This is a genomic window from Picosynechococcus sp. PCC 7117, from assembly GCF_001693275.1.
Classification (GTDB): domain Bacteria; phylum Cyanobacteriota; class Cyanobacteriia; order Cyanobacteriales; family MRBY01; genus MRBY01.
This window is the reverse complement of record NZ_CP016477.1, coordinates 2,294,397-2,316,240: the sequence shown is the minus strand read 5'-3', so window position 1 is coordinate 2,316,240 and position 21,844 is coordinate 2,294,397. Positions and strand designations below refer to the sequence as shown.

The 21,844-nt window shown below is 49.5% G+C and carries 21 protein-coding genes; 8 read left to right on the top strand and 13 right to left on the bottom strand.

The window, feature by feature from the left end:
* The first annotated feature begins 26 nt into the window (after nt 1–26).
* From AWQ22_RS11160 to AWQ22_RS11145, 4 genes are all read left to right on the top strand, one after another.
* Nucleotides 27–587, top strand: coding sequence for a gamma-glutamylcyclotransferase family protein (locus AWQ22_RS11160; RefSeq protein WP_041443592.1), 561 nt, complete (start codon nt 27–29; stop codon nt 585–587).
* A 42-nt stretch (nt 588–629) separates the two neighbouring features.
* The gene (locus tag AWQ22_RS11155) at nt 630–1,118 is read left to right on the top strand and encodes a thioesterase family protein (RefSeq protein ID WP_065711123.1); all 489 of its coding nucleotides are present in this window, start codon (nt 630–632) and stop codon (nt 1,116–1,118) included.
* A gap of 73 nt (nt 1,119–1,191) precedes the next feature.
* Nucleotides 1,192–2,178: a saccharopine dehydrogenase-like oxidoreductase gene (locus AWQ22_RS11150; RefSeq protein WP_065711122.1), complete on the top strand. Its 987-nt coding sequence runs from the start codon at nt 1,192–1,194 to the stop codon at nt 2,176–2,178.
* 208 nt (nt 2,179–2,386) lie between these two features.
* Nucleotides 2,387–3,637: an RNA-guided endonuclease TnpB family protein gene (locus tag AWQ22_RS11145; protein ID WP_084448992.1), complete on the top strand. Its 1,251-nt coding sequence runs from the start codon at nt 2,387–2,389 to the stop codon at nt 3,635–3,637.
* A 41-nt stretch (nt 3,638–3,678) separates the two neighbouring features.
* On the opposite strand, the gene AWQ22_RS11140 is transcribed toward AWQ22_RS11145, so the two are convergent.
* The 8 genes from AWQ22_RS11140 to AWQ22_RS11105 all read right to left on the bottom strand — a co-directional run bounded on the left by AWQ22_RS11140 (nt 3,679) and on the right by AWQ22_RS11105 (nt 10,807).
* Nucleotides 3,679–4,296, bottom strand: a complete 618-nt coding sequence (locus AWQ22_RS11140; protein ID WP_065711121.1) for a HEAT repeat domain-containing protein — start codon at nt 4,294–4,296, stop codon at nt 3,679–3,681.
* Between the two features lie 52 nt (nt 4,297–4,348).
* The gene (locus AWQ22_RS11135) at nt 4,349–5,155 is read right to left on the bottom strand and encodes a HEAT repeat domain-containing protein (protein WP_065711120.1); all 807 of its coding nucleotides are present in this window, start codon (nt 5,153–5,155) and stop codon (nt 4,349–4,351) included.
* A 136-nt stretch (nt 5,156–5,291) separates the two neighbouring features.
* Nucleotides 5,292–5,534, bottom strand: a complete 243-nt coding sequence (locus tag AWQ22_RS11130; RefSeq protein WP_012307811.1) for a phycobilisome linker polypeptide — start codon at nt 5,532–5,534, stop codon at nt 5,292–5,294.
* Between the two features lie 178 nt (nt 5,535–5,712).
* Entirely contained in the window at nt 5,713–6,585 is an 873-nt protein-coding gene (locus AWQ22_RS11125; RefSeq protein ID WP_012307810.1) for a phycobilisome linker polypeptide, read from the bottom strand.
* A gap of 118 nt (nt 6,586–6,703) precedes the next feature.
* Nucleotides 6,704–7,192 (bottom strand): phycocyanin subunit alpha, encoded by a 489-nt coding sequence (gene cpcA, locus AWQ22_RS11120; RefSeq protein ID WP_012307809.1) that lies wholly within the window; start codon nt 7,190–7,192, stop codon nt 6,704–6,706.
* A 105-nt stretch (nt 7,193–7,297) separates the two neighbouring features.
* Complete coding sequence (locus AWQ22_RS11115) at nt 7,298–7,816, bottom strand: phycocyanin subunit beta (protein WP_062435379.1); 519 nt, start codon at nt 7,814–7,816, stop codon at nt 7,298–7,300.
* A 744-nt stretch (nt 7,817–8,560) separates the two neighbouring features.
* The gene (locus AWQ22_RS11110; protein ID WP_041443948.1) at nt 8,561–10,090 is read right to left on the bottom strand and encodes an ammonium transporter; all 1,530 of its coding nucleotides are present in this window, start codon (nt 10,088–10,090) and stop codon (nt 8,561–8,563) included.
* A gap of 474 nt (nt 10,091–10,564) precedes the next feature.
* Entirely contained in the window at nt 10,565–10,807 is a 243-nt protein-coding gene (locus AWQ22_RS11105) for a 2Fe-2S iron-sulfur cluster-binding protein (RefSeq protein WP_012307806.1), read from the bottom strand.
* Nucleotides 10,808–11,033: 226 nt separating this feature from the next.
* Here AWQ22_RS11105 and hemL point away from each other — a divergent pair, with 226 nt between their 5' ends.
* Both hemL and AWQ22_RS11095 read left to right on the top strand, forming a co-directional pair.
* Complete coding sequence (hemL, locus tag AWQ22_RS11100) at nt 11,034–12,332, top strand: glutamate-1-semialdehyde 2,1-aminomutase (protein WP_030007293.1); 1,299 nt, start codon at nt 11,034–11,036, stop codon at nt 12,330–12,332.
* Nucleotides 12,333–12,461: 129 nt separating this feature from the next.
* Nucleotides 12,462–13,724, top strand: coding sequence for a pentapeptide repeat-containing protein (locus AWQ22_RS11095; RefSeq protein ID WP_065711119.1), 1,263 nt, complete (start codon nt 12,462–12,464; stop codon nt 13,722–13,724).
* A 21-nt stretch (nt 13,725–13,745) separates the two neighbouring features.
* Here AWQ22_RS11095 and AWQ22_RS11090 read toward each other — a convergent pair whose 3' ends face one another.
* Nucleotides 13,746–14,348, bottom strand: a complete 603-nt coding sequence (locus tag AWQ22_RS11090) for a hypothetical protein (RefSeq protein WP_065711118.1) — start codon at nt 14,346–14,348, stop codon at nt 13,746–13,748.
* 122 nt (nt 14,349–14,470) lie between these two features.
* A complete protein-coding gene (gene trpD / locus AWQ22_RS11085; RefSeq protein ID WP_065711117.1) occupies nt 14,471–15,505 on the bottom strand; it encodes an anthranilate phosphoribosyltransferase in 1,035 nt (344 codons plus the stop codon).
* Nucleotides 15,506–15,627: 122 nt separating this feature from the next.
* Between trpD and AWQ22_RS11080 the strand changes: the two genes are divergently transcribed.
* Nucleotides 15,628–16,125, top strand: coding sequence for a pentapeptide repeat-containing protein (locus AWQ22_RS11080; protein WP_012307801.1), 498 nt, complete (start codon nt 15,628–15,630; stop codon nt 16,123–16,125).
* An 81-nt stretch (nt 16,126–16,206) separates the two neighbouring features.
* On the opposite strand, the gene AWQ22_RS11075 is transcribed toward AWQ22_RS11080, so the two are convergent.
* Nucleotides 16,207–17,511, bottom strand: coding sequence for an ABC transporter substrate-binding protein (locus AWQ22_RS11075; RefSeq protein WP_065711116.1), 1,305 nt, complete (start codon nt 17,509–17,511; stop codon nt 16,207–16,209).
* Between the two features lie 126 nt (nt 17,512–17,637).
* On the opposite strand from AWQ22_RS11075, the gene AWQ22_RS11070 reads away from it, so the two are divergent.
* Nucleotides 17,638–19,092 (top strand): carotenoid oxygenase family protein, encoded by a 1,455-nt coding sequence (locus tag AWQ22_RS11070; protein WP_065711115.1) that lies wholly within the window; start codon nt 17,638–17,640, stop codon nt 19,090–19,092.
* 81 nt (nt 19,093–19,173) lie between these two features.
* Here AWQ22_RS11070 and psbD read toward each other — a convergent pair whose 3' ends face one another.
* Together psbD and AWQ22_RS11060 are read right to left on the bottom strand one after the other, a co-directional pair.
* Nucleotides 19,174–20,232, bottom strand: a complete 1,059-nt coding sequence (psbD, locus tag AWQ22_RS11065; protein WP_012307174.1) for a photosystem II D2 protein (photosystem q(a) protein) — start codon at nt 20,230–20,232, stop codon at nt 19,174–19,176.
* Nucleotides 20,233–20,631: 399 nt separating this feature from the next.
* Nucleotides 20,632–21,465 carry an acyl-CoA desaturase gene (locus tag AWQ22_RS11060; RefSeq protein WP_065711114.1) on the bottom strand — a complete coding sequence of 278 codons (834 nt, stop codon included), beginning with the start codon at nt 21,463–21,465 and terminating at the stop codon, nt 20,632–20,634.
* Nucleotides 21,466–21,844 lie beyond the last annotated feature (379 nt).

Sequence of the window (21,844 nt, the reverse complement as noted above, 5' to 3'; positions counted from 1 at the left end):
CTTTTATTCCCTTGAGGTAGCGGCCCATGTCCTTTGACCCTTCTGCGCCCCCTTTCCAAACCCACACAGCGTCCCAACCCCGCACCATCACCCACACAGACAGGGCTTTCTATTATTTCGCCTATGGGTCTTGTATGTGTCCTGTCGATTTGGCCCGCACCATCGAGGAGGATGCCCACCAATTCGTTGTGGGCCGGGGCATTTTACAAAATTATCGTCTGGCGTTTAATCGTCTTTCTCCCAAACGCAAAAGCTGTGGTGTTTTGGATGTGGTGCCCCACGCAGGCAGTCATGTGGAAGGCGTTCTCTACCATTTGCCCTGGCGAGTCAGTGAAAAGCTTGATCTGCGGGAGGAAGTCCCCACCAATGGTTATCGCCAAACCCAGGTGACCGTTGAATGCCAAGGCCAGCGGTTCCCCTCGGTGCGTACCTACGTCGTCGTCAATAAAACGCCCCAGGAAGTTCCCCCAGACGATTGGTATTTTTATATTGTGATGCGGGGGGCAATGACCGCTGGCCTTTCCCGCGACTATTCTTGGCGATTGTTTAACCACATGAAACGTCTCCAACGGGGTCAGACCCTTTAAAATTTTTGATGCTGTGCGCTTAGGAAGAAGGATTGATATTTTATGGTTGCCCCTAAACAAGAAGAACTCCCCACAACGGCGATCGCCCGTTCCCCGACCTTACATGCCACCAGTGAACCCTGGTTTGACTATCCAATTACGGTTTATCCTCATCACACCGATTATGCTGGCGTCGTTTGGCACGGCACTTACATTAAATGGTTAGAGGAAGCCCGGATCGCCTGTCTCCAATCCATTGGCCTCGACTACGCCGATCTGGTTCAACTGGGTTGCGAATTACCCGTGATCGCCCTATCAACCCGCTACCATAGTTTTCTGAAGATGGGGATGACCGCGATTATCAAAACCCGCATGCAAGAAATGAAAGGCGTCCGTATGGAGTGGGACTACCGCATTGAATCCCCAGACGGGCAAGAACTGTACTTCACCGGTCAAGTGACCCTGGTTAGCGTTGACCGAGAAAAAGGCAAAATTATGCGCCAATTGCCACCCGCCGTGGAAGAAGTCTTCAAGAAAATTCGTGGGATTTAAGGCCATTTCTGCCGATAATAGACAGTCTATGCTGGACTAACAGACAAAATTTTGACGTTTATCGAAAATCACTATGAGTAATATTATTCGCATGGGTGTCCTGGGCTTTGGGGGCCTCGGTCAAGCTGCAGCCCGATTACTAGCTCCAAAATCAGAAATGCGCCTCGTCGCCGCTGCCGACCATAAAGGTTATATCTATAATCCTGAAGGCCTTGATACCCAAGCCTGCATCAGCACTTACAATCAGCAGGGTTCCGTGGGTCATGTGCCAGAATATGGCGTCCTCAGTCAAAACAGTATTGCCGATTTGATCGCTAATGCTCAAGTGGATGGTTTTTTTCTCGCTCTGCCGAATTTACCCAACACGTTTATGGCTGATGTGACCCGGCAATTTATTGCTTCTGGTTGGCAAGGAGTGTTGGTGGATGCCCTGAAGCGCACCAGTGCGATGGAACAAATCCTCTCCCTCAAAGACGAGGTGAAAAATGCAGGTATTACCTACATGACGGGTTGCGGCGCGACGCCTGGTTTGTTGACGGCGGCGGCGGCGATCGCGGCCCAAAGCTATGCAGAGGTTCACAGCGTTAAAATCACCTTCGGGGTGGGTATTGCGAACTGGGAAGCTTACCGGGCGACCATCCGGGAAGATATTGCCCACATGCCTGGTTATGATGTGGACAAAGCGCGGGCCATGAGCGATGCAGAGGTTGAAGCCCTATTGGATGAAACCAATGGCATTATTTCCCTCGAAAATATGGAACATGCCGATGATCTCATGCTGGAATTGGCCGGGATTTGTTCCCGTGATCAAGTTAGTGTCGGCGGTGTGGTAGATACGCGCAATCCGAAAAAACCCCTCAGCACCAATGTGCAATTGACGGGCCGTACCTTTGAAGGCAAGATTGCGACCCATACGTTTACCCTTGGGGATGAAACTAGCATGGCCGCCAATGTTTGTGGCCCCGCTTTCGGTTATCTCAAAACGGGGGTTTGGTTGCAAAAGCAAGGTTTAACAGGCATCTTCACAGCGGCGGATATGATGCCCCAATTTGTGAAGTAGTTTCGCTTGGAGAATGACATTCCCACAAATCCTCCTGGGTCAGGGGGATTTTTTTTGCTTAGCTTAACAGCGGGGAAGCCCCGCGTTGTATGTGAAATATCAACGTCGGGATGAGGAGCGAGCGACTGACCAGCGGGAAGCAGCAAACTCCTAGTTAAGCGTCTTAGAAAAAGTGTGCGATTTCCCTAAGTCTTACTATGGTACAGGTATGATTAACCTGACTTACGAGTACAGAGTCTATCCGACTGCCGACCAAGCCATCAAAATGGATGAATGGTTGGACACGTGCAAGCGCGTCTATAACTACGCCTTGGCGGAGCGTCGTGATTGGATTCAGTCCCGTAAGTGCCCGATTAATGCTTGCAGTATTCAGCGGGAATTTATTTACCCAATGGATTCAGAAAAGCCGACCTATTACAGTCAAAAGCGCAATTTGACCGCCGCAAGGAAAACTAATTCTTTTCTGCAAGCGGTGCATTCTCAAGTGCTTCAGGATGTGATGGGCAGGCTGGAAAAGGCGTTTAATGCATTGTGGAATAGTGGGTTCGGATTCCCACGGTTTAAGAAGCGTTTTCGCAGCTTTAACTTCCCGCAGTTGGGCAAAAACCCAATTGGTGACAATCAAATTAAGTTGCCTGTATTTGGTTGGGTTAAGACCGTGATGCACCGCCCGCTCCCTGATGGGTTTGAGGTGAAACAAGCACGGGTAGTTAAACGCGCTTCTGGTTGGTATATCCAGCTAGTTATCCAAAGCGACGTAAAGATTCCAGATCCCCCGATTGGTGGTTATGCCATTGGGATTGATGTGGGGTTAAGTCATTTTGTTGCGACATCAGAAGGCGAGTTGATTGGGAGACCCCGATTCTTTGTGGATGCACAACACAGGCTGAAAGTGCTGAACCGTGCCGTTGCCAGAAAGCAGAAAGGTTCAAAGAACCAGCAAAAAGCTCGTCAACGAGTCGCCAGATTCTATGAACGAATTGCGAACCGACGCAAAGATTTTCACCGTAAGTTAGCCCATCATCTCTGCGACCAAGCAGGGATGATATTTGCGGAGGAGTTGAACCTAAAAGGACTGGCAAAAGGAATGCTGGGGAAGCATTGTCTGGATGCTGGTTGGGGGCAGTTCCTCGAGACATTGAGATGGGTCTGCTTTAAGCGTGGTGTGCATTTCCAAAAGGTTGCTGCTAATGGCACGAGTCAGGAATGCCCATCCTGTGGTGTAGCGGTGAAAAAAGACTTGTCCATGCGTCGGCATGAATGCCCAGAATGTGGCTACACCACCAATCGAGATGTGGCCAGTGGTCAAGTAATTCGCAATCGTGGACTAGCTAGCACTGAGCATGTTGCTGAGCTTGTCGAAGCATGTCGAAGTGTAGCGGTTGGACAGACCGTTCAATCCTGTGGAGCTACGCCCAGTAGGGAGGCTTTGAAGCAGGAATTTCTTAAAGCGATTTAAGAAGCCCGCGCTGTAATCTTTGATTCAGCGTCGGGAGTATGTCACGGAAGACTCAGGATTGCTTTTTGGATTCGGGCACGGATTGCGGCTTCTGGTTCTGTGGTGAGAAATTCGGTGAGTTTGTTTTTGATGACGATTTTTTTAGCTTCTGGAATGGCTTGCGACAGACCCTCTAGTCCGGCGATCGCCCCATAGCGAACCACCCATTCTCCGTCTTCAAGGGCCAGGAATAGACAGTCACAGACCTTTTGCTGCTGCAATTCTCGCTCAGAATCTGGCACTTTATGCCACTGAATATTTCCTAACCCTTTGGCCGCAGAGCGCCGCACACTAAAGGCAAAATCCTTATTCGCCGCCTCAATTAGCAGGTCTAAGGCTCTGGGGTCACCAATCCCGGCAAAGATTCGTAGCATCCATGCCCGCGCCCCGTAGTTATAGCCATCGACATTTTCGAGGAGGTAGGGTACAACGGCCTCGCCAATATTGATCAAACCATTGACCGCCGCGACGGCCGCCCCCGGATTATTAAATTTCAGCACTTCTACTAGAGTTGGGATAGCTTGTTCATCTTTTGTTGCGGCGAGTTGGGCCACATTTTTGACCAGGTCTTGGGCTGAGGTGGGGTTGTTAACGGCACGAATTAAAACGTCGACGGTCATGGGTTCAGAAGTTAGCGATCGCAAAAAATGTAGGGATTTGGTTTAAAGGTTCCTAGAGCAGACTATCCATTAATTCGAGCAATTGTAAACTGTCCGCATCGAGGGTTGCGGCGGTCCGTTGTAAATGGGATTCGAGAATGCCCTTGAGGGAAATTAACTTTAAGCTATTTTCGGCATAGGCTTTGGCGATCGCCTGACCCGCCGGAACATAGCCGATAGCACCCAAATCTAACAGCGCAGACCGTCGCAACTGTAACTGATTTCCGTTCAGGGCTTCCATCAACTGTTCAGCATAATGGGCTTCTTGGGTCAGTTGATATAAGGCCCGTAGTGCTGCGTAGCGAATTTTTGCGAATTCATGATCTAAAAACGGCTCAATCTCGGCGATCGCCGTCGTGGCACCAATCGTCCCTAACGCCTCAATCACCGCTTCATAGGGCTGCACTAAATGGGGTTTGCCCTCAGCCTTGACTGCCGCCGCAACGCCACCTGCGAGTAGCGCTTGTAACGCAGGAATTGCCTGCCGGTCTCCCAACATCTCCAACGATTGGGCCGCCGACTCCCGCACATAATAATCAGGACTTTCTAAACTCTCAATTAACGGTTGCACCGCTGCCAGATTGCCCAGCTTGCCCAACGCCTTTGCTGCGTTTCGACGTAGGGGATAACCTCCATCCGGCGACCGATCCGTCTCATCTTTTAACGCTGCTAGCAACGCATTTACGGCCCGCTCATCCTGCACCCGGAACTTGCCAAACCACCAAGCCGCATAATAGCGTTTACCTGTATCTTCCGTTTGTTGGATATTGGCGATCGCCTCCTCTAGGGTCCAGGCCTCAGCCATCTGCCAGTCCGACATAAATTCTCCTTTAAATAGCCCCCACAGCAAGTCGGAGCAACAGCACTGAAACCAAAGCACTGCTACCCCGTCTAGAAAAAATATTCAAAACAACAATGTTATTAAGCTTATTCAGCGACAGAAAGAAACAACAAAATTATTCCTCGTCAGAAGCAGTCGCACCCGTATAAGGTTTAATCGAAACAATCTTGCCGCCTAGACGCAAAATCCGTTGCATCTCTTGATTCATCCGAGCATAGGGCACATTGATAAAAACACTACCACTGCGACGAAAGGCATATTCTTGATTGTCTGTTTCTTCTGTTTGGCGCAGCCCTTGCACTTCGTAGGTAAAAACACGCGAAGCCGCTTCCGTTCCATTCGCAAATTGACTCAACATGGTTCTTTCTTGGAACTCCGTAAAAGATTTATGTACAATAAACGCTTAAGGTAAAGTCGCCAAAACCAGGCACAAAATCGAGAAGCTTAGACCCCCTCTCAAATTTTGTCCCTGATTTTCATCAATTACCCACTCCGGTAACAACTTAGAGATCACGCGAAAACGAGACCTCTAACCTTTACTGGCCAGCAGGTGAAATACTGGCGACTCTACCGCCCATCCGCTGAATTTCTTGCAGCTTCTGAGACAGACGAGAGACCGGTACGAAGAAAACGCGACTGCTACGGCGAATCCGAGGATAACGGGGCGTAGACAACGCAGCAACTTCAACCCGAACAACTTGGTCATCCGCACTCAAGCCAGTGGAACCACCAAGGGATTGACCAGGATGATAATCATCAGCCGCAGACCGGAAAGCCCAACCTTCGTTAACACCAGAAGGCCCAACCACCGCAGAGGTAGTGTTACGAGCGAGCTCTTGGGCTAAGCGAGAAGCATTCCCCGCAATTTGAGCGCGATCGCTGTTGGCATAACCCCGTTGCAGACTAAACATCCGGGTAAAACCAACGGTACGATGTCCAGTTTGAACAACATAACTACGGATGTAGGGCACAATGTTGTCCCCGAAGTTTTCCGTATATTCAGCGCTATCAATGTAAGAATTGATATCAGCTTCAAACCCTTCATTTTGATAGCGATCGAGGTGCTCAATCACCTCCGCTTCATCGTAGGGAGCCCGACCCAACAAGTGCTTGAAGTTCAGTTCAATCACACGGGTTTGGAAATTGTTGTATAAAAACTTTTCTTTATATAGCTCAGACTGGGCCACAGCACGGACAAAATCCCGCACAGAAATAAACCCATTCGTGAACAAAGATTCCGCAGCTGTTAAACGCTCAGAAGACATGACATAGTCATTGCCTAAAACCTGGCGATAAACGGCGCGGATGACGGTTTGTGCATCATCTCGAGAATAGTTAGCGCGCAGTTCGACGGGTGATTGGTCAAACGCAGCGGTTCCCAAGCGAGAGGCAGCGACAGTAACTGGCATTTGCCTAATACTCCTTGTTAAACCAATGTTTTTAGATAGAGCAAGACCCGGAGAAGTAAGTAGAACCCAACACTTAAGCTGAAAACCACTTACCCATCCGGGCCTAGACTAAGCAAAATTAGCTGAGGGCGTTAATTGCGTAGTCGATGTAGTTGTTAGTTTCAGTAGCAGCATCGCCAGTCAAACCATGGTTTGCTTTGATGTGCTTGAGAGCTTCAACATACCAGCTGGGAGAAAGATCGAAAGTACGGTTGATTTCGTCAACACCAGCGATGAGGTACTCATCCATGGGGCCAGTACCACCAGCAACTAGGCAGTAGGTAACCATGCGGAGGTAGTAACCGATGTCACGAGCACACTTGTCTTTACCGCGCTGGTCAGCAGCGAAGTTGTTGCCAGGAGTGCTGGTGGTGTAGGGGAACTTGCTGTAAACCGCTTGAGCAGCACCATTAACGAGGGTGTCAGCTTTTGCAGTCAACGTTTGAGCCGCTTCAAGGGCGAAGGCACCTTGACGAAGACGACCATAGAGGTACTGGAGCTCAGTGTTGCTGAGGAAACGGCCTTGAGAATCAGCGAGTGCTACTGCTTCGGTAAGAGGGGTTTTCATTGTCAGATTATCTCCCTATGGATTATCAATAATTTTCTTTAAAAGGGCGCCTTACAGTATCGGTAAGACTTAAAACGAAAAATGTCAGAGTTGAATTAAAAAAGATTATTCAACAGCTTTTGCAGCAGTTTCGAAGTAGAGTTCGATTTCCTGTTGGAGAGAGCTGCAGTCACCGGGAGTTACACCAGCGGGATCCATAACAATCGCTACAGCAGCTTTACCCATTGCACGTACACCAGCAGCAACGGAAGCACCGGGAACACCAAGCGCAACGTAGGTTTCACGGAGGCCATTGAGGCAGCGGTCGTTGAGTACAGACGCATCACCAGTGAAGGTTGCGTAGGTTACATAACGGAGGATGATTTCCATGTCGCGAAGACAAGCAGCCATGCGACGGTTGGTGTAAGCATTTCCACCGGGAGCGATGAGTTGGGGCTGGTCAGCGAAGAGTTGACGAGCAGCGTTGGTAACGATGGAAGACGCATTGTTGGTCATGCGGCTTACGGCATCAGAACGCTTGGTACCTTCGGCAACAACTTTTTTGAGAGCTTCGAGCTTGTCGCTAGAAATGAACTCACCTCGGGCATCAGCCTGAGAAACAACCCGGGTAAAAATATCAAACATGTTTTTATCTCCTACTTATATTTTGATGAGTGGGATTTATTTTGTGCGGTTTGCTTACTAACAAGAGTGAAGCAAGTGCTGAGGGGCTCTCTTGCTGAAAACAAAATCCTAGAGTCGATAAAAGGTTTTGTTTTCGAGTTGGAAACTTAATCCCCAAAGCCAATTAAGAGTGTCAGCTATTTTTGCTTGTTTTTCACCTTGGCATTTAAGAAACTTTACATTCATTGAATTTTTCAGATTCTCAAAGTTACCAGATAAAGTTCATGCTAGTTCCTTGGAACCTATGGGGTTTCTAAGGAGTACTGCGAGTGACTCTTAATCTTAGGTAAATGTTATACAACGTCTGCCGGCATTTAAACATTACATCTTGTAAAAAGATCTGTCACAAAACTTCATGTTTATAGGCGATCACCGCTAATTTTCTCAGGGAGTGCTTGGGCTAGACAGAAGAAGAGTAGGGCATTTGCAGGGTTGAGCAGAGCCGTTTTTCAGTGGACTCCCCCTAAGGTTAGATCTCTGAATTTCCAAAATTCCGCAGAAAATCAACTCAGGAAACCAAGTGGAAAGACCGGATTAATGAGTCGATATACTCAGAGACTTTCCTTCTCTAGGTCAGACTTTTTGAGCGGCTTAAGTATTGATTGGGTAACGTAACAAAATGTGAACTCACATAAAAAACCTCCCTTGGGTAAGGAAGGTTAGGAAAAATTTCTTTAGATTGTTTTAAGGATTTCCTGGGAGGATTTATCCTTCGGTTTCGGAACCAGTGGCAGTCCCTCTGAAGATAACATCGGACTCTTTAACAAAGCCACTGTAAGCTTCCATGCCGTGTTCACCAATGTCGAGACCCCGGAGTTCCTCGTCTTTTTCGACGCGAATTCCACCAAGGACTGCCGATAGGGCATACCAAACAATAAAGCTAAAGGCGACGGTAAAGCCACCAATGGATAGGATACCGACGATTTGGGCAATCAGCTGTTGGATGCCACCGCCAGTGAATAAACCTCCATCCATCTTGAACAGACCAACGGCAAGAGTTCCCCAGATACCGCAGACGAGGTGTACAGAGGTCGCACCAACGGGGTCATCGATTTTAATAGCATCGAAGAAGGCCACAGAGAAGACGACGAGTACACCGGCGATCGCCCCGATGATCACAGCAGAAAAGAAACTGACGCCATCACAACCGGCTGTAATCCCAACGAGACCAGCCAAAATACCGTTAATAATCATAGACAGGTCTGGCTTCCCATCTTTGATCCAAGAGGTTGCGGTTGCGGTGATTCCCCCAGCTGCAGCCGAAAGGTTTGTAGTGATTGCGATGTAAGGCACCGCAGCATCTGCTGCCAATTGAGAACCGGGGTTAAAACCAAACCAGCCAATCCAAAGAATTAGACAGCCTAAGGTCGCAATACTCATGTTGTGACCAGGAATGGCGTGGACTTGACCATCACGGTATTTGCCGAGGCGAGGCCCGACTACTGCAGCACCCACAAGGGCAGCCCAACCACCAACGGAGTGAACAATGGTTGAACCAGCAAAATCATGGAAACCAAATAAAGCAGCCCCTTCTTCATCCACACCGAGGAAAGGGAGTGCAGACAGCCATTCGCCATCCCACTGCCAGTGACCTGTAATGGGATAGGAAATCGCCACTAAAAGGAAGCTGAAAATCAAGAAAGCGTCGAATTTAATCCTCTCAGCGACAGCCCCAGAGACGATGGTGGCAGCGGTGGCGGCGAAGGCAACCTGGAACAGGAAGGAGACACTTTCCGGTACGAACTGAAGAATTTGAACTGTTTCACCATCAATAACTTCTTCGATGTACCATTCACTACCATCTCCACTGTAGGGAATACTACTACCGTTGAAGAAAAAGCCCTTCAGACCGATAAAAGTATTTCCATCGCCATACATAAAGGCATAACCAACTGCCCAGTAAGCAATGGTGGCAACGGCGAAGACAATCAAGTTCTTGGAGAGGATATTGACCGCATTTTTTTGACGACAAAAACCAGCTTCAAGCATTCCGAACCCTGCATTCATGAAAATAACAAGGACGGACGCAATCAACAGGAAGATCGTGTCTAGGATAATTTGGACTTGACCTGCGGCATCGACGGCGTCGGATTGTGCCATTGCTGCAGTTCCCCAAACGACGGTGATAATCGCCGCTAAGGGAATACAGGCAAGCCAGGCAGGGGAGAAATGACGGGAGAGCTGACGGGCAAAACGAAGCACCACACTGTTATCTGTTGTGTGGGGAGACCGCATGTCTTCCCGTGCCCATCCACGTTGTTGAAAAGTTGACTTAGGCATTAGTTTGAGATGTTGTTTAGGCATTCACTCAATGGAATAACACAGGCAAAATTCGCTAATGGTAGCAGAAGTAACCTTTTGAAAAGCCATCAACGAAAGTTGCCGAAAAATCATCTATGGTCTGAAGCTGCACCAAGCTCGGTCTGGCACCTAAGGGCCTTAAAGTTTTCATGGTGATGGGATTTGGGGTTTTCACCATTGAGGACTTGCTGACATTTATTCAGAGCAAAGATGTTTTCAAAAAATCAAATCCCAACGCAAGTTTAAGGACTGATTGCGGTTATTCTAAGGCACCCTGGTTTTTAAAATGTTTACCACTAACATTCTGTATAAAATGATACGCTTCAGACAGATTAAAGGGAGAATTAGAATAGCTCTAACCCTTACAACACAGGCTTTTTGGAAGGTCTGTTCTAAGACTGCTGCAATTTACCAAACGGGATCACTGAAGAGATGAATGGTGATCTCAGGGCGATCGCCAGGGATGCCACTAATGCAAGCACAGAGATTTGTACCATCGTCTAATTCCACTTCGCAAGCATGGCATGAGCCCATCAAGCAGCCTGTGGGGATCGCCACCCCAGCCCGCCGTGCTACTTCGATCATCGGTTCCCCTGCGGTGGCGGTGACAGTAACATCATTGGGCATAAAGTGAACGGCGATCGCGGACATAAAAGCGTAAAACTCCAGGAGTTGAAGACAATAAACTAAACTAGGAAATCCCCACTAACCACAGGCGACAAGAATTCCAGCGGAAAACATTTTAGGGACCGTTACTGCGTAAAATGATAATCCGTTATAATGGCTCCCTGCATTGGGATGCTTTCCACAAAGCCATCAGAGCCACTCATTTTAACAAAAATAAGCTTTAAGAAAATTTGCGACAAGGAGAAAACGTTTGGTGACTACAGCCTTAAACACAACCAAATCCGAAGAGATTTTTAGTGCCGCCCAAAAGCTGATGCCTGGTGGTGTTAGCTCCCCGGTGCGGGCCTTTAAATCCGTTGGCGGACAGCCCATTGTTTTTGATCGCGTCAAAGGCTCCCGCGTTTGGGATGTCGATGGCAACGAGTACATTGACTATGTGGGCACTTGGGGGCCAGCCATCTGCGGCCATGCCAATGATGAAGTTAATGCAGCACTCCGGGAAACCCTCGAAAAAGGAACAAGCTTTGGTGCCCCTTGCCTCAAAGAAAATATCTTGGCTGAAATGGTGATCAATGCAGTTCCCAGCATTGAAATGGTGCGCTTTGTGAATTCCGGTACGGAAGCTTGCATGTCGGTGTTACGTTTGATGCGAGCTTTCACGGGGCGAGAAAAAATCATCAAATTTGAAGGTTGCTACCATGGCCATGCTGATATGTTCCTGGTGCAGGCCGGATCTGGGGTGGCAACCCTCGGTTTACCTGATTCTCCTGGTGTGCCCAAAACCACCACTGCCGCCACATTGACTGCCCCTTACAATGACCTTGAAGCGGTTAAAAAATTATTCGCAGAAAACCCCGGTGAAATTGCCGGGGTGATCCTAGAGCCCGTAGTCGGTAATTCTGGGTTTGTGGTTCCCGATGCCGGTTTCCTCGAAGGATTGCGGGAAATTACCAAGGAACATGACGCCTTACTGGTTTTTGATGAGGTGATGACAGGCTTCCGAATTTCCTATGGTGGTGCCCAAGAAAAATTTGGCGTAACCCCAGATCTCACCACCCTGGGTAAAGTGATTGGTGGCGGGCTGCCTGTGGGAGCCTATGGTGGCCGCAAAGACATTATGTCCATGGTGGCTCCGGCGGGGCCGATGTACCAGGCAGGCACTCTCTCAGGGAACCCCTTGGCGATGACAGCGGGTATTAAAACCCTTGAGTTACTCCAACGTCCTGGCATGTATGGGCAATTGGAAACCATCACGAAAAAGTTAATTGATGGCTTGTTGAGCATTGCCCGGGAAGCGGGTCATGAAGTCACGGGTGGTAACATCAGTGGTATGTTCGGCATGTTTTTCACGGGAGAACCTGTCCGTAATTACGAAGATGCGAAGAAATCGGACTTACACAAGTTCAGCCGCTATCACCGTGGGATGTTGGAACAGGGAATTTATCTTGCCCCCTCTCAGTTTGAGGCTGGTTTTACCTCCCTTGCCCACACCGATGAAGATATTGAAAAAACCTTGGCCGCAGCTAAAGTGGTCTTGAATAATCTCTAAAGCCTGAATTTCGGTTCTATTTTTGAGATATGGTGTTCCCTCTTTCTGTCACGAAAGGGGGAATTTTTCTAGGGATTGCTAGAGAAAGAATCCGCTACAATTGCTTAAAAATTCTGTTTTCAGGGGTTTATGAGCCAAGGGAAACCAAATCCAGCATCTGAGGGGACTGAGCTTGAGGGAAAGTCTCCCAAATCTGAATTAACAACGGCCTCGGAGCAGGCGGGATCTCAACCGATACAAATTCCACCACCCCGTTCGGATTTGGCGGCACGGCACTTTTATCTGCGCAAAATTGATCCTGGTAGTCCTTGGCTCATTTCAACGGCGATCGCCGTGACGATTTTGGGGTTATTAAGCCATTGGCTTTGGCTCGGACTATCCGGCACCCTCGTCACCCTCTTACTCTCGCTGCGGATTATTTTGCCTTCCCTGAAAAATTGGCTAGGGACTTTTTTGACCCCCGAAGAACGTCGCACCCTCATTGGCGTAGTGGCTTTTGTGGTGGCGATCGCCAGTTTGTTGAGATTTCTCGGTTTCTATCGATTGGTGAGCCATTGGCTCAACCAGATTGTCTGGGATGAATTTGGCTCCTGGGCGGACTGGGTAGGGGCTTTGGGGCAAATTATGATTGCTGTGCTGGCCGTTTATGTCGCCTGGGAACAATACGTGATCTCCCGTGATTTGACCATCCAACAAAACCGCATTACCCAGCAGCAAACCATTGACACCTATTTCCAAGGGATTTCTGACCTCGCCCTGAACGAAGAAGGACTTTTAGAAGACTGGCCCCAAGAAAGGGCGATCGCCGAAGGGAGAACCGCCGCCATTTTGAGCAGTGTCGATGCTGGTGGGAAAGCAAAAATTCTGCGATTTCTTTCCCAATCCCGATTTTTGACCCCCCTGAAGCGGGATGGTCGTTTGGGGCGTGCGATCCTCGATGGCACGGGTAGCTATGCCGAAGACCGAGAATGGGGCGTCCGCGTGATCGATTTAGGGGTAATGCTGGCAGGGGCAAATCTCGCCAACATGGATCTGCGCTGGACAGAGCTCAGTGAAGCCAATTTAGTCCGGGCGAACTTACAAAACTGCGACCTAGTCCGGGCAAATCTTTCTCGCACCATTTTGGTGGATGCAAATCTGCGGCTGGCGGACGTGAAAGGCACAATTTTCTTTTATGGCCCCTTTGAAACGGCGAGTCCCCGCATTAAAGCAAAGTTACCCAACTACCGCACTGGCGAATATACGGGGGCTGTGGTGGAAAATGTTGACTTTACAAACGTAAAGCGCATGAGTGAAGAGCTACGTTATTATTGCTGTGCTTGGTGCGGCGAAAAAAGTCGGGCCACGGTTCCTGGGGGCTGCGAGGGAATTCCAAATAAGTTGGGCCGTTAAATTAGCCGTAAAAGTAACTGTCTAACTCGTTTCAGCTTTAACCCAGAGGGCTAAACCACCGCCACGACCACGGGCCGCAATCACATCGGGGGAGACGTAAAAGTAACTGAAAAAGGCCTGTTTCCCAATGGTTGTTGCGTAGAAATCTTGCCTGGCCGTTTCACCGCCCCGGATTTGGCCTCGATAAAGCCTCAACCCACCCAAGCTTACGGTTATTTGCGTAAAATCAAAGGCGAGTAACCGTTTTTGAGTATGAAATTTCACTGGGCCAGTTAAGGATAAATGCAGTGGCCCCAAGTGAACGTTGTTAGTAACGCTGCCCCGCTGCCAGGGCGTTGTTGAGTCTTGATCCGTCAGAGCGTCATAGGCGATCGCCACTGTGACCCACTGGGGTAAATAGCGTCCCTGACCCAGCACTTTTCCCGCTTGTTTTTGGGCTTTTTTGGTGCCCGTAATAAAGGTGAGCTGCCAGGTACCCAAGAGAGCAACAAAAGGATAAGTCCGCTTCTCCCGTTTGGCTGTTTTTTCCAGGCCAAGCAACTGTGCCGTGAGAGCCTCCGGGGCGGGTCGCCGCTGCGAATTCAAAAGAACAGCACGGGTCAAAATGTCGGCTTGGGCAGTCATAAAAAAAGGGGATTCATCCTTGGTATATGGTTTTTCGGTGAAAATTTATCCAGTGAAAATTTAGCTGTGGTAGTCACAACCATTGGGCACTAGATTTTCCAGGGCGGCGATCGCCATAAAAATTATTTTAAGAAATTGACTAAGGTCTGGAGTTTGTCCCAAGCTGCCCCGCTAGCCATTACCGTTTGAGCTTTTTGAACGCCCGCGAGATGATCCCCCCAAGGCACCACTTCCGCCACCTGGAGCGCCAACCCCGCATTCAAAGCCACCGCATCCCGTTGGGCCTGGGTTCCTTTCCCCTGGAGAATATTCGTTAAAATCTCCTGGTTTACAGGCACATCGCCGCCCTTCAACGCTTGCAAGGAAACAGGCGTTAAACCCAAAGTGACGGGATCTAAAACGCTAGTCGTGACTGCACCACCATTTACAAGGGCCAAATCCGTTTTATCCCCAAGGCCCGCTTCATCTAAGCCTTCCCGACCATGGAGCACCATCGCCTTAGGGGTTCCCAGTTGATTGAGCGCTTGGGCCATCCGTTCAATAAATTGTGAATCATAAACACCAATAATCTGGCCTGTGGGCTGGAGGGGATTGACCAACGGCCCCAACAGATTAAACACCGTGCGAATCTTGAGTTCGCGGCGGATCGGGGCCACACTTTTCATCGCCGGATGCCAGCCAGGGGCAAACAGGAACGTAATGCCCACCGCATCAAGGGCCCCATGGACTTTTTCTGTAGGAGCGCCAAGGTTGACCCCCAGGGCTTCTAAAACATCCGCAGAGCCGACTTTGCTCGAAGCTGAGCGATTACCATGTTTAGCAACTTTCACCCCAGCGGCTGCCGTCACGAAGGCCACCGCCGTCGAAATATTAAAGGTAGAAGAACCATCTCCCCCGGTGCCGCAGGTATCAATCACCGGTTGCCCATGGCTTAACAGCTGTTGCTGTCGGGATTGGGCTTTGAGGACTTGGGCCATCCCCGTCAGCTCATCAGCCGAAACCCCCTTTGTTTGTAGGGCCGCAAGTATAGCTCCAGATAGGGCTGGAGAAATCGCCTCTTGTAGCCAACCTTCCATGAGTTGAGAGGCTTGGGTTTGGCTTAGGGATTCGCCATTGATGAGTTGTTGGAGGAGAGCAGACCAATTTGGAGTTGTCATAGATTCGAGGCAAACGTGCTAGAGAGGTTTTCCAAAAACTCTATCGGATTTCCTCCCTTTCCGAGAATCTTTTAGAATATCCTTTGGAAAAATTTTGTTAAATGTCAGGCGAGTTGAGGGTTATGAAGGTTTTAGCGCGCATTGTTGTTTTGGGTTTCGTCATTTTCGGGCTTTGTTGGGGGACACCAGCCTATGGGGCCAGTCCTGCGGCCACATCCCGGTCGGCGATCGACAGTGAAGATCTCGCCGGCAGCAATTTTGCGGGGCAAAACCTCCAGGGGGTTGAATTTTCCCAGGTGAACCTTACCAACGCAGATTTAAGCGGCAGTGATCTCCGGGGAGCTGTTTTTAACAGCACGTTACTGGAAACGACCAACCTCCACGGGGCCGATTTTACCAATGGCATCGCCTATCTCTCCAAGTTTACTGGGGCCGATTTGACCGATGCGATTTTTGTGGAGGCAATTCTCCTGCGATCTACCTTTGAGAATGCCAAGATTGATGGCGCAGATTTTAGTTTTGCCGTGTTAGACGGGCCACAACAGAAGAAGCTCTGTGCGGTGGCTACAGGGGTTAATCCGGTGACGGGCATTGCCACGGCTGACTCTTTGGGCTGTTAATCAAAGCCCGAACATTCGATTTTCATGGGGATAAACTGGGGGAAATGCTCCCCCTTTTTTTGTGTTGTATTCCAGATAACCCTAGAGGGCTTCTAGGGGGTTAACGGTATCAATCACCGAGAGACTGGCATCTTCATTAACGGTCCAAACGTCGTAGTTTCCAGCCACGTCACCATTTTCATCAAAGTCAACGTTCCCGCTGGCACCTTGGTAGTTAATCGCTTGGCCTTCACGGACGAGGGCGATCGCCTCACAGGGATCACTCACTTCTTGGCCGTCCCCACTGGTAACTTCCCGGAGGTAATTTTTAATGCCTTCGCCAGTATTTACATCCGCTGCTTCGGCGGCCAACATCATGGCGATCGCCGCATCCCAGGAATGGGGCACATAGGCCGTAACCTCCTTACCTGTTTTTTCTTGCCAGAGAGCTGTAAAAGCTTCTAAGGCCGGGCCATCCGCACCGGGAACCGTCCCTAGAGCCCCCGCAATAATTGACTGACCAGCGGCGGTCGTACCTACCTGTTGGGTAAAGTCTTCGCTGTAGACGCCATCGGTTAATAGAATAGTGATCCCTTCGCTCAAGCCCTGTTCATAGGCGGCTTTGAGCAATAAACTACCAGTCTCTGCGTAGAGCACCCCAAGGACGGCATCGGGTTCCCCGGCAAAAGCGGCTGCCGCTTCACTATCGAGGGTGGCGGCTTTCGGGTCATAGCGCACCGGATTATCTTTGTTGACAATGGTGCCCCCAAGGTTTTCAAAGGCTTTGATAAATTCTTGCTCAAAGCCCACACCATAATCGTTATTAATCACCACGGTAGAAACCCGTTCAAAGCCTTGTTTTTGCGCTAAAACAGCCAAAGCAGGGGCTTGGTAGCTGTCGGGGGGCGCAGTTCTAGCCCAATAGCCATCGAAATCACCATTCGCGGCCCGTTCTGTAAACACAGGACTGGTACTGCCGGGGGAAACGAGCATCACTTGGTTTCGCACCGCAACATCAACAGCGGCACTAGACACACTACTGGCAAAGGCCCCCACAACCCCGGCGACTCTATCGACTTCCGCCAGCTTTGTCATCGCTGCTCCTCCGGCGGTGGGGTCTGTTTGGGAATCTTCTTGGATGAGGGTAACGGGTTGCTCATTGACGCCCCCGCAAGCGTTAATCGTCTCCACGGCCAGTTCTACGGCGATCGGCATATTTTGCCCAATGGAGGAAAGGTCGCCAGTGGTTGGCGTCAGGGAGCCTAACTTCAGGCCCTCAGTACCAGTATTTGTACTGGTTTCGCCGTTGCCATCGGTGGGGGCAGTGGTGTCTTGGCAGGCTCCGGTGAAGGTTGCGATCGCCACCAGGGAAAGGGCGATCGCCAAATTAAATTTCGATGTTTGCATGGTTCAGATTTTTTCAAAAAAAGATTAAAATCTCCCTCATTTTATGCACAAACCCCAGGATGCAACCCCAAGAAAGGGGAGAAGGCGATTTACAATAGTTAACATTGCTTGAGGGTAAAACTGACTATGGTTGCTGCGCCAAATTCTCCACAACTATCGACCCAACCGGCTTGGTCACGACTTTTTGCGAACCCCGCCCAACCGTTTGATTTAACGCCTCTGCCCGTTCTAGAGGGGGCAATTCCACCAGGATTGCGGGGGAGTTTATTTCGCAATGGCCCCGGACGTTTGACACGGGGAGGGCAGGCCATGGGCCATTGGTTTGACGGCGATGGTGGCATTCTAGGGGTGTACTTTACAGAAGCAGGTGCCCAGGCCCAATATCGCTATGTAGAAACCCCCTACTTTCAGCAGGAAGCAGCAGCAGAAACCTTACTCTATCCCAACTATGGCACCCTCGCGCCGGGACAAATTTGGCAGCGGTGGGGGAAGCCCGCCAAAAATTCGGCCAATACTTCTGTGTTGCCCCTAGGCGATCGCCTTTTAGCCCTGTGGGAAGGGGGGAAACCCTATGGCCTCAATGCCCAGACTCTTAAAACCTTGGGAGAGATGGATCTTGGCTTTGCCCACTCTAGTGATACCTTTTCGGCTCACCACAAAATTCAGCCTGAAACTGGAGAAATTTACAATTTTGGCGTGACCTTCGGTCCCAAGGCGACATTCCAGCTTTACGGTTGTAACCCCCAGGGCGAAATTTCACAGCAGACTCATTTTTCTGTACCAGGCTTAAAAGGATTGCCGCTGGTGCATGATTTTGTCTTGGCCGGAGATTACCTCGTGTTTTGTATTCCGCCGGTACGTCTCCAAATGGTGCCGACACTATTGGGCCTAAAAACCGTTAGCGATGCCCTTCAATGGCGGCCAGAACTGGGAACGACGATTGTGATCATTGATCGCCACAGCCTCCAACCGATCAGCTTTTGCCAACAGGAGGCTTGGTTCCAGTGGCACTTTACCAATGGCTATGTTGATGATCATGGCGAAATTGTGCTGGAAATGGTGCGGTTTCCAGATTTTGCCAGCAACCAACAATTCGTCGAAATTCCCCAAGGTAAAATTCAAACCTATACAAAGGGCACCCTCTGGCGCTACCGACTGGCACCGAAAACAGCCAAGGTCATTGAAGCCTACGAAATTTGCGATCGCTCCTGTGAATTTCCGATCACCCTCGAATCCCAAACCGGGCAGCCTTGGCCCAAAACCTTTATGGGTGTCCACCGCCGAGAATCAGATATTGGTCACGAGATCATTAATGCGATCGCCGCTTTTGACCACCGTACAGAAACCTTTACCATGGCAGATATGGGCGCCAACCATTATCCCTCTGAACCCATCCCCGTCCAAAATCCCCAGAATCCCGATGAAATCTGGCTCTTAACCGTTGTCTTTAATGCCCCAGCTAACCGGAGTGAACTCAGAATCTACGGTGGCGATCGCCTGGAGGCTGAACCCCTTTGTATCCTAGAATTTTCTGAAATTATTCCCCCCAGCTTCCATGGCAAATGGCAGCCCACTCTTTAAAATTCCGAAGTAAAAGTTCCAAGAAAAAACCCTCCAACTTGGAGGGTAAGGGCTAAACAATTGAATCTTTGAAAAATGTTCTTAGAGCGCGTTACCACGGGGTAGAACTTCTTCAGGGAATACAAATTGTTCGTGAATTTGGTCTTGCGGTGCCATCCATGCACGCATACCTTCGTTCAACAGAATGTTCTTCGTGTAGAACGTTTCAAATTCGGGGTCTTCCGCCGCGCGGATTTCCTGGGATACAAAGTCATAGGCACGCAGGTTCAATGCTAAACCCACAATCCCCACAGAACTCATCCATAGCCCAGTCACCGGCACAAACAGCATGAAGAAGTGCAACCAACGCTTGTTGGAAAACGCAATCCCGAAAATCTGAGACCAGAAACGGTTCGCGGTCACCATCGAGTAGGTTTCTTCTGCCTGGGTCGGCTCAAACGCTCGGAAGGTATTCGCTTGGTCACTGTCTTCAAACAGAGTGTTCTCTACCGTTGCCCCGTGGATCGCACAGAGCAGCGCACCACCGAGAATCCCCGCAACACCCATCATGTGGAAGGGGTTGAGCGTCCAGTTGTGGAAACCTTGTAAGAACAGAATGAAACGGAAGATACCAGCGACACCAAAGCTGGGGGCAAAGAACCAGCTAGACTGACCCAAGGGGTACATCAGGAATACACTGACGAATACCGCGATGGGGCCAGAGAAGGCGATCGCATTGTAGGGGCGGATACCCACCAGACGGGCAATTTCAAACTGACGCAGCATGAAGCCGATCAGACCAAAAGCACCGTGGAGGGCAACAAAGCTCCAGAGTCCACCGAGTTGGCACCAACGGGCAAAGTTCCAGTTGGCTTCGGGGCCCCAGAGGAAAAGGAGGGAGTGACCGAGGCTGTCAGCAGGGCTGGATACAGCAACAGTCAGGAAGTTACACCCTTCGAGATAAGAAGAGGCTAATCCGTGGGTGTACCAAGAAGTAACGAAGGTGGTACCAGTCAACCAGCCACCGAGAGCCATGAAGGCGCAGGGGAACAGGAGGATACCGGACCAACCGACGAAGACAAATCGATCTCGCTTCAACCAGTCATCGAGGACATCAAACCAGCCTCGTTCCTGGGGCGCGCGTCCGACTGCAATAGTCATAAGGACGAAGTCTCCAAAATAGTAAGCAACAAAAAATTACATATAATTTCGGGTGTTTATTTGATGAAACACCTTACTTTCGTCTAGGTTCTAGGCAAAAAATGATAGTGAATCTAGACAAATGTGAGAAAAGTTTACCTTTCTTAATAACCTATCTTAGGGGATAAAGGCTGATTTTGCCAAATATTTTTGCCGCCCTCACTCCCCTAAGACCCTTGAAATTACCTTGATCTTGCCCCTAAATGACGCCGCTGTTCACGGCGTTGGAGCGAGGCTTTGGGGCGGCATAGATTCTTCAATATCCAAGAAGTAATGAGTCTTGCCAAAAAAATAAAAAGATGCCCCCTTTTCAAAGGACATCTACAACAACTTAACTTTCCAGGATGGTCGTTATTTTTGTTACTTAGCCGGAGCGAGACGAATATTTTTGGCCAATCCCAAGGCTTGTAGGAAACGAATTGTCATCCAAGTCATATCAATTTCCCACCAATTGAGGCCATGGCGCGCGGAATATTGATAGGCATGGTGATTGTTGTGCCAACCTTCGCCGTAGGTGACAAGGGCAACCCACCAGCAGTTTTTCGAGTGGTCGTTGGACTCATGGCTTTTATAGCCAAATTTATGGGTGGCACTATTCACAAACCAGGTACAGTGGAAAACCACGGCAAGGCGGAGAAACACGCCCCAAATCACGAAAGACCAGCCGTTACCGACCCAGGCTTCTCCCCAGGCATAAAGGGCTAAACCCAAGGCCACCTGGATGAGAACCATGTATTTTTGGCAAAAATTGTAGAAAGGATCGTCTTTGATATCTTTGATGTAGCGATCAATGTCACTACGAGCGGGAATCTCAAACAGCATCCAACCGATGTGACTCCACCAGAAGCCTTTGTTCGAGTCATGGGGATCGGGTGTGTTGTCAGAATGTTTGTGGTGGATGCGGTGTAGCCCAATCCAGTCAATCGGCCCCCCCTGACAGGCGAGGGTGCCACAGAAAATCAAGAAATACTCAAGCCACTTTGGTACTTCAAAGCTACGGTGGGACACGAGGCGATGGAACCCTAGGGTAATTCCAATGCCGCCGGTAATCCAGTGAAACAATAAAAAGACGCCCACGGCTTGCCAACTAAAGTTACCGGGTAAAAAGGCAAGGAGGGCGACTAGATGGATCAAGCTGAAGTAGATAATCGTTGTCCAATCTAGGGGGAGTTTTTGGGAAGTGGCAACAGTCATGAAATATCCTTTCTGGAAATTGTACTGTGGGACATGGTATGCGGAGGCTCCGTATTTTTTCCACTGTCCTACATGATAAACACAAGCACGGCTCAGCAAAGGGAAGATAAGAACACTTTAGAAAGACGGTGCCTATCGTCGGAGAAGTCTTTCAAAGCGAAGCACAAAAATCTTGAAAATTCGGAACTTTGGGCTGAAATAGCGCTTGGGTGTTTTCTAAACTTTACTTTTAGATGTAACCGGGTATTTTCTTCGTTAAATCAGATTTAAATTTAACATTTATTTACGAATTTAATCAAGATTTGCTGAATTTTAGCGCGGAATTATCGGGGCGTCCATTCCCTAGGTTAGAAGTTTGGGGCTTGGTATGATTGGCTCG

What these genes read in the sequence shown, in the direction of transcription:
- psbD (WP_012307174.1), bottom strand. Translation starts at nt 20,232, where the DNA reads ATGACTATTGCAGTCGGACGCGCGCCCCAGGAACGAGGCTGGTTTGAT.
- AWQ22_RS11105 (WP_012307806.1), bottom strand. Translation starts at nt 10,807, where the DNA reads ATGTCCGCGATCGCCGTTCACTTTATGCCCAATGATGTTACTGTCACC.
- AWQ22_RS11140 (WP_065711121.1), bottom strand. Translation starts at nt 4,296, where the DNA reads ATGACCGTCGACGTTTTAATTCGTGCCGTTAACAACCCCACCTCAGCC.
- AWQ22_RS11155 (WP_065711123.1), top strand. Translation starts at nt 630, where the DNA reads ATGGTTGCCCCTAAACAAGAAGAACTCCCCACAACGGCGATCGCCCGT.
- AWQ22_RS11115 (WP_062435379.1), bottom strand. Translation starts at nt 7,816, where the DNA reads ATGTTTGATATTTTTACCCGGGTTGTTTCTCAGGCTGATGCCCGAGGT.
- AWQ22_RS11090 (WP_065711118.1), bottom strand. Translation starts at nt 14,348, where the DNA reads ATGACTGCCCAAGCCGACATTTTGACCCGTGCTGTTCTTTTGAATTCG.
- AWQ22_RS11060 (WP_065711114.1), bottom strand. Translation starts at nt 21,465, where the DNA reads ATGACTGTTGCCACTTCCCAAAAACTCCCCCTAGATTGGACAACGATT.
- AWQ22_RS11110 (WP_041443948.1), bottom strand. Translation starts at nt 10,090, where the DNA reads ATGCGGTCTCCCCACACAACAGATAACAGTGTGGTGCTTCGTTTTGCC.
- AWQ22_RS11160 (WP_041443592.1), top strand. Translation starts at nt 27, where the DNA reads ATGTCCTTTGACCCTTCTGCGCCCCCTTTCCAAACCCACACAGCGTCC.
- AWQ22_RS11095 (WP_065711119.1), top strand. Translation starts at nt 12,462, where the DNA reads ATGAGCCAAGGGAAACCAAATCCAGCATCTGAGGGGACTGAGCTTGAG.
- AWQ22_RS11125 (WP_012307810.1), bottom strand. Translation starts at nt 6,585, where the DNA reads ATGCCAGTTACTGTCGCTGCCTCTCGCTTGGGAACCGCTGCGTTTGAC.
- AWQ22_RS11150 (WP_065711122.1), top strand. Translation starts at nt 1,192, where the DNA reads ATGAGTAATATTATTCGCATGGGTGTCCTGGGCTTTGGGGGCCTCGGT.
- AWQ22_RS11145 (WP_084448992.1), top strand. Translation starts at nt 2,387, where the DNA reads ATGATTAACCTGACTTACGAGTACAGAGTCTATCCGACTGCCGACCAA.
- trpD (WP_065711117.1), bottom strand. Translation starts at nt 15,505, where the DNA reads ATGACAACTCCAAATTGGTCTGCTCTCCTCCAACAACTCATCAATGGC.
- cpcA (WP_012307809.1), bottom strand. Translation starts at nt 7,192, where the DNA reads ATGAAAACCCCTCTTACCGAAGCAGTAGCACTCGCTGATTCTCAAGGC.
- AWQ22_RS11070 (WP_065711115.1), top strand. Translation starts at nt 17,638, where the DNA reads ATGGTTGCTGCGCCAAATTCTCCACAACTATCGACCCAACCGGCTTGG.
- AWQ22_RS11075 (WP_065711116.1), bottom strand. Translation starts at nt 17,511, where the DNA reads ATGCAAACATCGAAATTTAATTTGGCGATCGCCCTTTCCCTGGTGGCG.
- AWQ22_RS11130 (WP_012307811.1), bottom strand. Translation starts at nt 5,534, where the DNA reads ATGTTGAGTCAATTTGCGAATGGAACGGAAGCGGCTTCGCGTGTTTTT.
- AWQ22_RS11080 (WP_012307801.1), top strand. Translation starts at nt 15,628, where the DNA reads ATGAAGGTTTTAGCGCGCATTGTTGTTTTGGGTTTCGTCATTTTCGGG.
- AWQ22_RS11135 (WP_065711120.1), bottom strand. Translation starts at nt 5,155, where the DNA reads ATGTCGGACTGGCAGATGGCTGAGGCCTGGACCCTAGAGGAGGCGATC.